We start from the raw sequence: 11,628 nt of genomic DNA, 5'->3' as shown, positions 1-11,628 counted from the left end.
CAGCTAGTTGGTGCAGCTAGTTGGTGCAGCTAGTTGGTGCAGCTAGTTGGTGCAGCTAGTTGGTGCAGCTAGTTGGTGCAGCTAGTTGGTGCAGCTAGTTGGTGCAGCTAGTTGGTGCAGTCGGTGGCGCAGCAACAGCACGGGATTAGGTCGGGGGTTTGGAGAGGTGGGTTGTCCAGTGGAGGCCTAGGGCGGTGAGGGTCAGGCCTAGGGCTAGGCATAGGTAGCCGGTGGGAGTGGTGGTTAGGAAGGTGAGGGGGTCGGCGCCTAGGGAGTAGCCGAGGGCGGTGCCGAAGATGGGGAGGGTGGCGAGGATTCTTGCCGTGGTGCGGGCGTTGGCGAGGCTGGATTCGGTTTGGCGGTGGATTGCTTCGTCGGCGCGGAGGGCGTTGGCCAGGCGTTCGGTGAGGGTGGCGAAGGCGGCGCCGGATTCTTCGGAGACGCGCCAGGCTGCTGCGAGGGCTCGGAGGCCGGTGGCGCCGGGTGAGTGGGCTGCTTGGTCGAGGGCGGCTGGGACGTCGCCGCCGAGTTTGGCTGCTGCGTGGGCTATTTGAATTTCGGGGCTGATGGACGCGGCGCCTTCTAGGGCGTCTATGGGTGGGCGGCCGGCTGTTAGGTCGGCGGAGAGTACGTCGAGGGCTTCGATGATGGTGGCTCGTCGCGCGGTCGCTGCTGTTCGTTGCTGCTGTTGGGCTCGTTGGCTGGTGATGAGGGCCAGGACGACGGTGATCGCGATGGTTGAGACGAAGAGTTGTGGACCGCCGAGGAGTGCGGCTGCGATGGGGATCAGCGGCCAGGTGCGGCGGAGTTGGGTGCGTCGGGTGCGGGGTTGTTTGGGGGCGGGGCGGCGGTTGGTCAGTCGGCGTACGGCTGCTGAGCGGGGTGGGACGGCGAAGGCGCAGGCGAGGAAGGTGAGTGTGGCGGCTGTGGTCGTTGGGCTCATGTGGGACCGGTGGGAGTAGTCGTTGCGGAACGCGGTGATGGCGGGCAAGCGTGTGATGGCGAGGCAAGCGGCGCTGCGCGTGATGCGGTGGTGCGGCGCGGCGGGTCATGCGCTGGTGAGAGTGATCCGGCAGTGCGGGTCATGCGGCGCCGCAGGTCGTACGGCGCTGCTGGTGGTGAGGTGCTGAGGTGGTGACGTGCTGAGGGTGGGTGACGTGCTGAGGGTCGCGCAGCGGCGCGGGTTACGAGGCCTACCGGTGATTCGGCGGTCAGGGGGATGTGGCGGTGCGGGTCGTGCGGGTCGTGAGGTGATGTGGTGCTGCGGGTGATGCGGGGCTGCGGGTGATGCGGTAGTGCAGGGCACGCGGCGGTGTGGGTTATGCGGCGGTGGGGGTGAAGAGGGTGGCGGGTGGGTGGAGGGTGTGGGTGTTGTTGGGGTGGAAGGTGACGGCGGGGTGGGTGGTTACCTGGCCGGTGGGGTGGCGGGTGAGGGTGTGGATCTCGGCTATTCGGCGGGTGCCGTTGGGGGATCTGGTGAGGTGGATTACTGCTTGGAGTGCGGAGGCCAGTTGGGCGTGGAGGGCGTCGCGGGTCAGGCCGGCTAGGGCCGCTAGTGCCTCTAGGCGGGCGGGGACGTCGGCGGCGGAGTTGGCGTGGATGGTGCCGCAGCCGCCTTGGTGGCCGGTGTTGAGGGCGATGAGTAGGTCTACTACTTCGGGACCTCGGACTTCGCCTACGACCAGGCGGTCGGGGCGCATGCGGAGGGCTTGGCGGACCAGGTCTCGCAGGGAGATCTCGCCGGAGCCTTCTACGTTGGGTGGGCGGGCCTCCAGGCGGATTACGTGCGGGTGGTCGGGGCGGAGCTCGCTCGCGTCTTCGACCAGGATCAGGCGGTCTGATGGGTCGGCCAACGACAGGAGGCTGTTGAGGAGGGTGGTCTTGCCTGTTCCGGTGCCGCCGCTGATGAGGAAGGCGAGTCTGGAGTCGAGTAGGTCGCGGAGGATTGCGGTGCCGGCTGGGGGTACTGCGCCCAGGGTCACCAGGTCGTCGAGGGTGAAGACCTTGCGGGAGGGGACGCGGAGGGAGAGGCAGGTGCCGGGGGCGGCGATCGGGGCGAGTACGGCGTGGAAGCGGGTGCCGTCGGCGAGGCGTACGTCGACGTACGGGGTGGCGTCGTCGAGGCGGCGGCCAACTGCGGCGGCGAGGCGCGTGGCGAGGCGGCGGATGGCTGGTTCGTCGCCGGTGTGGATGGCGACGAACTCCAGGCCGTGGCCGCGGTCGATGTAGACCTCGTCGGGGCCGTTGACGAGGATGTCGGTGATGCCGGGTTCGGCGAGGAGGGTGTCGAGGGGGCCGGCGCCTAGAGCTTCGCGGCGGAGTGCGGTGACGACGGCAAGGACCATGGCGTCGCCGCAGATGGTGCCGTCGGCGCGGAGGGCAGCTGCGACGTGGGCCGGGGTGGGTGGGGCGCCGGTTAGGGCGAGTGTGCCGCGCACACGCTCGAGCAGCTCTCGCGGTACGTCGTCCACGGGACTGGCGAGACGTAGATCGGCAGGACGCAGGTCGCCAGCGCCTGCGGCGTCGCGCGGGTTGGTGGTGCGCGGCGTGTGACCCGGGGTCGTGACGCGGGGGTCGGCGGAGGTCCGTGACGGGGCGGTGGACCGCAGGTCGGCAGAGCGCTGGTCTATGGAGGGCGGGGTGGTGGAGGGGGTGGGGGTCATGGGGTGGGTGGGGGGTAGAGGGTTAGGAGGGCTTGGGCGGCTCGGGTTAGGGGGCTTTTGGGGTGGGGGGTGAAGTGGCCTTGGTCCATGGCGGTGGGGATGGAGCGGTCGGTGGTTAGTTTTGTTGCTAGGGGCAAGGAGAGGTGGGCGGCTGCGTCGGTGGCGGAGAGGCCGGGGCGGGATTCTCTTGCTACTACTCGGAGGTCGCCGGCTACCTGGCGGAGGGGGCCGGAGAGGCGTTTGGCGGCGGCTACTGAGCGGACGTCGCAGGGGACGACCAGGAGGGTGGCGGTGGCTCGGATGAAGCCTTCTTCGGCGGTGGGGTCGGCGCGGCGAGGGAGATCGAGGACGACCAGGTCGCAGCTGCGTTGGGCTGCGCCGATGACCGAGCTCATGGTGTCGGGTGGGAGGACGGTGACGTCGGACTGATCCCAGGAGAGGACGGACAGACCGTCGACCGATGGCAGGGCCGAGCGGAGGGCGGCGGCGCTTACCCGGCCAGAGGCATTCAACAGCTTGGGCCAGCGGTCGCCCGGGTCGCGTTCTACGCCGAGTGCGAGCTCGATGCCGCCACCGAGTGGGTCGCCGTCGATCAGCATGGTCTTGTGGCCCTGCCGGTTGCCGAGAACCGCTACTGCTGCGGCCAGCGTTGTGGCGCCTGCTCCCCCACAACCACCGACGAAGGCGAGAGTGAGGGCGGTCCGGACCGTCCCGTCCAGGGCGTCCGCGAGTTTGCCTGCGAGAGCGGACTCCTCGGTGGGTAAGCGATAGACCGCGTCGGCGCCGATGTCGAAGGCACAGCGGTAGAGGCCGTCGTCGTCGTGCCGTGAGCCGACCACTACGACGCCAGGTCGCTGTGCGGGCTGGGCTCTGGCCAGCGGCTCAGCCAGGTCCCGACCGACCACGACGAGCGAGCAGGTGTGCCAGCTGCGCCGGAGACCGAGCAGGTCGGGCTCGACGAGTGGCGTGATCGATGCCGCCGCGGCCAGCCGGAGCAGGTCGTCGAGCAGCGTCTCGTTGGTAGTTGCCAGAAGCACCGAAGTTGGAGTGTCCATGCCTAGAACATGCCGTTCTCGACCCGGTCGCGGACACGTGAAGAAATCCCTGTGGACAAAGGACTGTCGGGTTTCCGCCAGCAGCGGGAACCCGCCACGGCGAGGCCGCGACCTACTCGGCGGGAAGAGCTACGGTTCCTTTCGAAGCGTCTTTAACTAAATTCACCGGACCGCTTCCGCCCCACCGCTCCGGAGGAACCGCCCATGAGTCGATTGCGCACGCTCGCCGCGACGGCCACCGTCGCCGCCACCGCCCTGATCACCGTCGCCGGTGTCTCCCTCGCGAGCACCGGCGCCCCCGCTGCGAACGCCGCGCCGACGGCCGCCCAGGCCACCAGCGGCGGCGTCAAGACGGCGTACTTCACCCAGTGGGGGATCTACGCCAACGGCTTCTACCCCAAGAATCTGGTCACGACCGGGGTCGCGAGCAAGCTGGACTTCCTGAACTACGCGTTCGCGAACATCCACCCGACCAGCCACACCTGTTTCATGGCCAACCAGGCCGCGTCGCAGGACGAGAACAACCCGAACGCCGGCGACGGCGCCGGTGACGCGTTCGCCGACTACGGCAAGTCGTACGGCGCGGACATCAGCGTCGACGGGGTCGGCGACGTCTGGAACCAGCCGATCCAGGGCAACTTCAACCAGCTCAAGAAGCTGAAAGCGAAGTACCCGAACCTGAAGATCCTGATCTCGATCGGCGGCTGGACGTACTCGAAGTACTTCTCCGACGCCGCGGCCACCGACGCCAGCCGGAAGGCGCTGGTCAGCTCCTGCGTGAACATGTTCCTGAAGGGCGATCTGCCGGTCGTCGACGGCTTCGGCGGTCCCGGCTCCGCGGCCGGCATCTTCGACGGCGTCGACATCGACTGGGAATACCCCGGCTCGCCGAACGGCCACGTCGGCAACCACTGGAGCGCCGCCGACAAGCAGAACTTCACGCTGCTACTGGCCGAGTTCCGCAGCCAACTCAATGCCTACGGCAACCAAACCGGCAAGCGCTACTACCTGACCGCGGCCACCCCGGCCGGCCAGGACAAGATCGCCACGATCGAGACGAACAAGGTCGGCCAGTACCTCGACTACAGCAACATCATGACGTACGACATGCACGGCGGCTGGGAGGCCACCGGACCGACCAACTTCCAGGACCCGCTCTACACCGCGCCGAGCGATCCCAGCAACCCGATCCCGCCGGGTCAGGGCAAGTACTCCGTCGACGCCGCCGTGAAGGCGTGGACTGTCGGTGACGCGGCGTACGGTATCCCCGGCGGGTTCCCGGCGAGCAAGCTGACGATCGGATACCCCTTCTACTACAGGGGATGGAAGGGCGTACCGGCCACAGCGAACGGCAAGTACCAGACGGCGAGCGGTCCGGCCGATGGACACGCGCTGAGTGGCAACGTGCCCGGTGTCTCGTTCTACAAGGAGCTGACCGGCTTCGTCGACAACCCCTCCATGACGTACTTCGACGACGCGTCCAAGTCCTCGTGGTTCTACAGCAACGGCACATTCTGGTCTGGTGACAACGCCCAGTCGATCAAGGCGAAGGCCGACTACCAGCACTGCAACGGGCTGGGCGGCGCGATGATGTACAGCCTCGAGGCGCTGGACCCAGGCGTCACCCTCTTCAACAACGTGGTCAACTCCGTCAACGCCGAGACCCCGGGCTGCAGCGGACCGCCGACGACCCCGCCCACCACGCCCCCGCCCACCCCGCCCACCACCCCACCGACAACGCCTCCCACCACCCCGCCGACCACACCCCCGACGACCCCGCCGACGGCCGCCCCGTGGGCGCCCAACACGGCCTACGCGACCGGTGCACTGGTGACCTACAACGGCGTCACCTACAAGTGCATCCAGGGCCACACGTCCCTGACCGGCTGGGAGCCGCCGAACGTCCCCGCACTCTGGGGCCGGGTCTGATCACGTACCGCCCACTGATCGGAGCATCATGAAACGCATCTCTGTCGCCATAGCGGCCATCACCGCGGTGATCGTCGCTCTGCTGACCGCGCAGGCTGCAAGTGCAGCCGGCGTCACCGCCACCTTCACCAAAGTGTCCGACTGGGGCTCTGGTTTCGAAGGCAAGGTAACCATCACCAACGGGACCACCAGCTCGCTGAGCACCTGGTCCGTCGCACTGGACTTCCCCGCCGGCTACACCGTCACCACCACCTGGGACGCCAACCACACGGCCAGCGGCCAGACGCACACCTTCACCCCACCGAGCTGGGCCGGGCCGCTCGCACCTGGCGCCACGGCCAGCTTCGGCTTCAACGGCAGCCCGGGCAACTTCGCTGGCCCAGCAGCCTGCCGCCTCAACGGCGGCTCGTGTTCTGGCGGCGGTGGCGGCACCGTCCCCGGCGCACCCAGCGGCCTCTCCGGTACGGCGTCCGGTACGTCGGTCAACCTGAGCTGGTCCGCAGCGTCCGGCGCCACCAGCTACAACATCTACCGCAACGGCTCGAAGGTCGGGACCTCGAGCGGTACGTCGTACACGGACTCCGGCCTGGCCGCGACCACGACGTACAGCTACCAGGTCAGCGGCTCCAACGGCGCCGGTGAGGGCCCGAAGAGCAACACCGCCTCGGTCACGACCGGTACCGGCGGTGGCGGCGGCAACGGCTCGAAGAAGGCAGCGCCCTACATCTACATGGGCTGGGGCGACCCGCCGAACCCGCAGACCGTCATGAACGCGACCGGGATCAAGTGGTTCACGATGGCGTTCATCCTCTCGTCCGGCGGCTGCAACGCGGCCTGGGACGGCAGCCGTCCGCTGCAGGGCAGTGCCGACGCCAACGCGATCGCCCAGATCCGTGCGGCCGGCGGCGACGTCGTACCGTCCTTCGGTGGCTGGAGCGGTAACAAACTCGGCCCGAACTGCGGTACGCCGGAAGCGCTCGCCGGCGCGTACCAGCAGGTGATCAGCGCGTACGGCCTGAAGGCGATCGACATCGACATCGAGAACTCCGACGAGTTCGAGAACGAGGCGGTGCAGGACCGCATCCTCACCGCGCTCAAGATCGTCAAGCAGAACAACCCGGGCATCCAGACCATCGTCACGTTCGGCACCTCGACGACCGGTCCGAGCTACTACGGCAACCGGCTGATCGAGCGGTCGCAGGCGCTCGGCGCGAACATCGACATCTTCACGCTGATGCCGTTCGACAACGGCAGCTCGAACATCTACAACGACACCGTGGCCGCGTCGCAGGGCTTGAACAACAAGCTCAAGTCGGTCTTCGGCTGGACCACCGCCGAGGCCTACGCCCACCAGGGCATCTCCGGCATGAACGGTCTGTCCGACCAGCAGGAGCTGACCACGACGGCGACCTGGCAGAACATCACCAACTGGGCCAAGTCGAACGGGCTCGGCCGGCTGGCGTTCTGGTCGGTCAACCGCGACCGCGGCTGCGCGGGCGGCGGTGTGGTTTCGAACTGCAGTGGCATCGCGCAAGGCGACTGGGACTTCACCCGGATCACCGCGGGCTTCTGACAACGCGAAGAGGGGGCGCGGCCTGAGCCGTGCCCCCTCACCAAAACCTAGCCGGCCTTGATCGCGTCGATGATCAGGCCGTTGCGGGCGTTCTGCCCGAGCGGGACCGACGGGTGCAGGCCGTCGCGGAGGTAGCGGGCCAGCCGGTTCGGCTTCGAGGCCAGGTGCTCGGCCCAGTGCACGATCCGGAGGTTGTCGTACCGGCGCTGCGCCTCGGCGAGCTGCAGGTTGATCCAGGCGCTGTTGCGCTGGTCCGCGACCTGCACCTCGGGGCCGTGCGCGCGGCGGGCCGCCTGCACGTTCACCCAGTAGACCGTCCGCTCGGTGCCGACGATCTGCATGGTCCGGTCGACCTGCGCGGCGACGGCCGGCGGAGTGAAGATGTCGTTGGAGCCGACCGACATCAGGATCCGGTGCGGCAGGCCGTAGTCCTGGGCCCAGGTGTCCAGCGCGTCGACCGCGGGGGTCACCGGCCGACCGGCCCAGTTGTGGACGGCGACGCTGATGCCGAGCTTGGCCAGCGCCCTGGCCAGCGGCGGTCCGTCCTGCACGCCGATGCTGTCGCCGAACATGAACACGCCGTCCGTCTCGCGGGTCCGGCGGATCTGCGCCTCGTTGGAGATGGCGCGGGCCTGGCTCTCCCAGGCGCCGAGCACGCCCGACCCGTAGTTGCCGAGCGAGACCAGCGCGCCTCCGGCTGCGGCGGGCACGGCAGGCACCGCATCCGCGGTGGTGGCCGAAGCAGCGACCGTCGACGCAGCCGCCGCGGTCCCAGCTGCGAACAGCAGCCGGCGGCTCGGCCGGATCGAACTGAGACGCTTCCTCACGGAGGAAAGAGTGCGGTGGAAAGGGCCCTGCTGGCAAGTCGACACCGGCGATTCCAGACGTTCGCTACGAAACTCTGATCACGACACGGTGACCGCACGCGATCCGACGAAGGTCCGGAACCGCTCGGCGGCCGGTGTCAGCTGCGCCTGCAGCCGCCAGGCCAGCCCGATCTCCCGCCGGGCCTGGACGCCGGACAGCGGGATGGAGACGGTCCCGCTGTCGGTCCCACGGACCGCGCCGGACGGCAGGATCGCGACGCCCAGACCGGCACCGACCAGGCTGTCGATCGTCGCCAGGTCGGTCGCTTCGAACGCCAGGTCCGGCGTGATGCCCGCGGCCCGGCAGAGCTCGTCGGTCACCCGCCGGAAGCCGAACCCCGGCTGCAGCCCGACGAACGGCTCGTTCGCGGCCGCTTCGAGCTCGACGCGACGGCGGGAGGCGAGAGGGTGCCCCGGCGGCACGTGCAGGCAGAGCCGCTGCCGCTCGAGCAGGTGCCAGCCGAACCGCGCAGGGTCCGGCCGCGGCGCGACGATCGCAATCTCCGCCTCGCCGGTCTCCAGGTCCTGGACGATGTCGTGCGCCGCCTCCTGCCGCAGCTCGAAGCTGATCCGCGGTGCGACCGCACGGAAGGCCTTGATCAGGTCCGGCATCAGACTGGTCGCGACCGAGTGCAGAAATGCCAGCCGCACGGTCCCCGACTCCGGGTCGACCAGCGCGCCGATTCGGCGCGCTGCGGTGTCCACCGAGGCGGTTGCAACCCGCGCCGCCTCCAACACGAGCCGCCCGTAGGGGTTCAGCCGCAAGCCCCGGTGCTCCCGCTCGAACAGGGGTACGCCGAACGCTCGCTCCACCCGGCGCAGCGACCGCGACAGGTTCGGCTGGCTCGTCCCCAGCGCGGCGGCTGCCTCGGTCAGGTGCTCGGTCTCCGCGAGTACGGCGAACCAGCGCAGATCGTCAACATGCATACCAGAAGCGTATCGATTACCGCTGAGATCGACATTTTACGTATCACCCGAACCGTGCGACCGTCGAAGACATGCACCAGAGCGCGCTCCAGCCGGGGTACCTTCCCGGCGATCCGCAGTACCGCAGGCTCTCGATCGCGCTCTTCGCGGCCGGGCTGGCCACCTTCGCGCTGCTCTACAGCACCCAGCCGCTGCTGCCGGAGCTGGTCGACGCGTTCCACGTCTCCCCCAGCCAGAGCGCCTTCAGCGTCTCCTTCGCCACGTTCGGACTCGGGCTGGCGCTCCTGGTTGCCGGTCCGGCGTCCGAGGTGATCGGCCGGACCAACCTGATGCGCTGGTCGGTCGCGGCAACCTCCGTCTTCGCTCTGCTCAGCGCCTTCGCCCCGACCTGGCACGCGCTGCTGGCACTGAGAGGTCTCCAAGGCGTCGCCATGGCCGGTCTGCCCGCCGTCGCGATGGCCTACCTGAGAGAAGAGGTCCATCAGCACAGCCACGCTCGTGCCAGCGGGCTCTACATCGCAGGTACGGCGGTTGGCGGGATGGCGGGCCGCCTCGTGGCCGGCGGCCTTGCCGACGTCGGAGGCTGGCGGTTCGCGACCGGCGGGATCGCCGCGGTGGGCATCGTGTGCGCCGCGGTCGTCTGGCTGCTGCTCCCCGCGTCGCGGAACTTCCGACCAAGCCCGAGCAGGCCCAGCCACCTGCTCCATGTGTTTCGCGACCCGGCACTGCTGGCCCTCTACGGCATCGCAGCTACCGCAGTAGGCGCGTTCGTCGCCATCTACAACGGAGCAGTCTTCCGCCTGTCCGGCGACCCCTACCATCTGAGTGCCGGTGCGGCCGGGCTGGTCTTCTGTGTCTACCTGCTCGGCTCGGTGGGCTCCGCGACCGCCGGGACGCTGGCCGATCGCTACGGGCGCCGCGCAGTGGTCCCGGTCGGCTGCCTGATCACGCTGGCCGGTGTTGCCATCACCCTGGCCGCCCCGCTGCCGCTGATCGTCCTGGGCCTGGCTGTCATGACCGCGGGCTTCTTCGCGGTCCACGGCGTCGCCAGCGGCTGGGTGCCGGCCAGAGCGCACGCGAGCGGCGTCGGCACGGGCCAGGCGTCCAGCATGTACCTCTTCTCCTTCTACCTCGGCTCGTCCGTCTTCGGCGGACTCGCGGGTACGGCGTGGAGCCACGGCGGCTGGACCGGGGTCGCGCTGGAGGCCGGGGTGCTGTTCGTGGTCAGCCTGATCCTTTCCCTGCTGCTCAAGCAGACGAATGCGAGACTGGCGAGGTGACCAGAGCGACTGATGCTGCCGACCAGCTCGGACTCACCTACGAGGTGACCAAGCATGGCCGGGTGAACTCGCTGGAGGAGGCGGCCGCCGCGCGCGGGATCGAGCCGGCCCGGCTGATCAAGACGATCGTGGTGCGGCTGGCCGACGACGACTACCGCTTCGTGCTCGTGCCGGGCGACCGGGAGATCGCCTGGCCGAAGCTGCGGGCGTTGCTCGGGGTGAACCGGATCTCGATGCCGGACAAGGACACCGCGTTCGACATGACCGGCTACGTCCGCGGCACGATCACCCCGCTCGGCAGCACACACGCCTGGCCGGTGATCGCGGACGAGCGGATCACCGGCACGATCTCCATCGGCGGCGGAGACCACGGCGTCGGCATCACGGTCGACGCCCAAGCACTCACCAAGGCCCTCAACGCGACCGTGGCGGACGTGACCGACTAGACAAGCAGCCCGCGCTGGCCGGCTCGGAGGCCGGCCTGGAAGCGGGTCGTGGCGTCCAGTGCCTTCAGGATGCGCTGCATCCGGCGTTCCACTGTGCGTTGGGCGACTCCTAGTCGACGAGCGATGGCTTGGTCGGTCAGACCGGCAGCGGCCAGCGACAGCAACTGCCGGTCCTCGAGCGTCAACGGGCCGTCGGCGATCGGACCCGTCAGCGGGACGGACTGCTGCCAGAGCAGGTCGAAGAGCCGCAGCAACGCGTCCAGGAGACTCGACGGGCCGAGCTCGACGACGACATCCGGTGCCGTCGGCAGCAGCGCAGTACGACGATCCACGACGAGCAGCTTCAGCGGTACGTCGCGGAGTATCCGGCAGCCGGCCGACTGGGCAGCCACCAGGTCGCCAGGTGCTGACAGCGTCGCCATGTCGTAGATCGTTCGGCTCGGCACCCGGCGTGGCCCGATCGGTAGCAGGTTGAGGACCAGCACCTCGTCCTGAGCGCATTGCTGTGCCTGGTAGAAGCGCTGCGTGATCGCCTCGGCCCCGCGGACCACGGTAAACGCGTCCGGCTGACGGAACTCGGCCGACAGGACCGAGGCGCCAACGCGAGCCTCCGCGATGGCAGCCTGCTTCCGCAGCGCCAGGAGCTCCACGGCCGCCTCCGGCACGGCCGGCACGTAGCGTGCCGGCCGGCCCGGAGTACGGGAAGCGAGGCCGAGGGACAGCAGCGACCGGAGATGCCGCCCGACCTTGGTGGACGGCCAGGCCACCAAGACGGACAGGTCAGTAGCTGTGGACTCCGGGCGGGCCAGAAGCGCCCGGTAGAGCTGCTCGTCCTCCGAGCAGACACCGAGCGCCTCCAGCACCGGAGCCGGTCGATAACTGTGCATGA

General features: G+C 69.0%; 10 protein-coding genes. 4 read left to right on the top strand and 6 right to left on the bottom strand.

All coding sequences use genetic code 11. From position 1 onward, the window contains the following. Window positions 1–145 precede the first annotated feature (145 nt). From AB0E69_RS14245 to ssd, 3 genes are all read right to left on the bottom strand, one after another. Entirely contained in the window at window positions 146–943 is a 798-nt protein-coding gene (locus tag AB0E69_RS14245; RefSeq protein ID WP_360144245.1) for a type II secretion system F family protein, read from the bottom strand. Between the two features lie 376 nt (window positions 944–1,319). After that, window positions 1,320–2,663 carry a TadA family conjugal transfer-associated ATPase gene (locus AB0E69_RS14240; protein WP_360144242.1) on the bottom strand — a complete coding sequence of 448 codons (1,344 nt, stop codon included), beginning with the start codon at window positions 2,661–2,663 and terminating at the stop codon, window positions 1,320–1,322. Next, the gene (ssd, locus tag AB0E69_RS14235; protein ID WP_360144239.1) at window positions 2,660–3,718 is read right to left on the bottom strand and encodes a septum site-determining protein Ssd; all 1,059 of its coding nucleotides are present in this window, start codon (window positions 3,716–3,718) and stop codon (window positions 2,660–2,662) included. Before ssd ends, AB0E69_RS14240 begins: the two co-directional genes overlap by 4 nt. Window positions 3,719–3,922: 204 nt before the next feature. Here ssd and AB0E69_RS14230 point away from each other — a divergent pair, with 204 nt between their 5' ends. Further along, window positions 3,923–5,647, top strand: a complete 1,725-nt coding sequence (locus AB0E69_RS14230) for a glycosyl hydrolase family 18 protein (protein ID WP_360144236.1) — start codon at window positions 3,923–3,925, stop codon at window positions 5,645–5,647. A gap of 28 nt (window positions 5,648–5,675) precedes the next feature. Further along, window positions 5,676–7,220: a cellulose binding domain-containing protein gene (locus AB0E69_RS14225; protein ID WP_360144233.1), complete on the top strand. Its 1,545-nt coding sequence runs from the start codon at window positions 5,676–5,678 to the stop codon at window positions 7,218–7,220. A gap of 47 nt (window positions 7,221–7,267) precedes the next feature. Here AB0E69_RS14225 and AB0E69_RS14220 read toward each other — a convergent pair whose 3' ends face one another. Together AB0E69_RS14220 and AB0E69_RS14215 are read right to left on the bottom strand one after the other, a co-directional pair. Then, complete coding sequence (locus AB0E69_RS14220) at window positions 7,268–8,047, bottom strand: hypothetical protein (RefSeq protein ID WP_360144230.1); 780 nt, start codon at window positions 8,045–8,047, stop codon at window positions 7,268–7,270. A 78-nt stretch (window positions 8,048–8,125) separates the two neighbouring features. Next, a complete protein-coding gene (locus tag AB0E69_RS14215) occupies window positions 8,126–9,013 on the bottom strand; it encodes a LysR family transcriptional regulator (protein ID WP_360144227.1) in 888 nt (295 codons plus the stop codon). Between the two features lie 71 nt (window positions 9,014–9,084). Between AB0E69_RS14215 and AB0E69_RS14210 the strand changes: the two genes are divergently transcribed. Together AB0E69_RS14210 and AB0E69_RS14205 are read left to right on the top strand one after the other, a co-directional pair. Beyond that, on the top strand, window positions 9,085–10,293 hold the full coding sequence (locus AB0E69_RS14210) for an MFS transporter (RefSeq protein WP_360144224.1): 1,209 nt from the start codon (window positions 9,085–9,087) through the stop codon (window positions 10,291–10,293). After that, a complete protein-coding gene (locus tag AB0E69_RS14205) occupies window positions 10,290–10,739 on the top strand; it encodes a YbaK/EbsC family protein (protein ID WP_360144221.1) in 450 nt (149 codons plus the stop codon). The genes AB0E69_RS14210 and AB0E69_RS14205 overlap by 4 nt, the downstream gene beginning before the upstream one ends. Here the strand turns inward: AB0E69_RS14205 and AB0E69_RS14200 are convergent. Beyond that, the gene (locus AB0E69_RS14200) at window positions 10,736–11,626 is read right to left on the bottom strand and encodes a helix-turn-helix domain-containing protein (RefSeq protein WP_360144218.1); all 891 of its coding nucleotides are present in this window, start codon (window positions 11,624–11,626) and stop codon (window positions 10,736–10,738) included. The two genes, AB0E69_RS14205 and AB0E69_RS14200, sit on opposite strands and share 4 nt — an antisense overlap. Window positions 11,627–11,628 lie beyond the last annotated feature (2 nt).

The organism is Kribbella sp. NPDC026611 (assembly GCF_040638345.1).
Taxonomy (GTDB): domain Bacteria; phylum Actinomycetota; class Actinomycetes; order Propionibacteriales; family Kribbellaceae; genus Kribbella.
The sequence above is the reverse complement of the archived record's forward strand: the minus strand, read 5'-3'. Positions and strand labels throughout refer to the sequence as shown.

Coding starts and splice junctions, on each gene's coding strand:
- AB0E69_RS14245 (WP_360144245.1), bottom strand. CDS start 943: ATGAGCCCAACGACCACAGCCGCCACACTCACCTTCCTCGCCTGCGCC.
- AB0E69_RS14240 (WP_360144242.1), bottom strand. CDS start 2,663: ATGACCCCCACCCCCTCCACCACCCCGCCCTCCATAGACCAGCGCTCT.
- ssd (WP_360144239.1), bottom strand. CDS start 3,718: ATGGACACTCCAACTTCGGTGCTTCTGGCAACTACCAACGAGACGCTG.
- AB0E69_RS14230 (WP_360144236.1), top strand. CDS start 3,923: ATGAGTCGATTGCGCACGCTCGCCGCGACGGCCACCGTCGCCGCCACC.
- AB0E69_RS14225 (WP_360144233.1), top strand. CDS start 5,676: ATGAAACGCATCTCTGTCGCCATAGCGGCCATCACCGCGGTGATCGTC.
- AB0E69_RS14215 (WP_360144227.1), bottom strand. CDS start 9,013: ATGCATGTTGACGATCTGCGCTGGTTCGCCGTACTCGCGGAGACCGAG.
- AB0E69_RS14210 (WP_360144224.1), top strand. CDS start 9,085: ATGCACCAGAGCGCGCTCCAGCCGGGGTACCTTCCCGGCGATCCGCAG.
- AB0E69_RS14200 (WP_360144218.1), bottom strand. CDS start 11,626: ATGCACAGTTATCGACCGGCTCCGGTGCTGGAGGCGCTCGGTGTCTGC.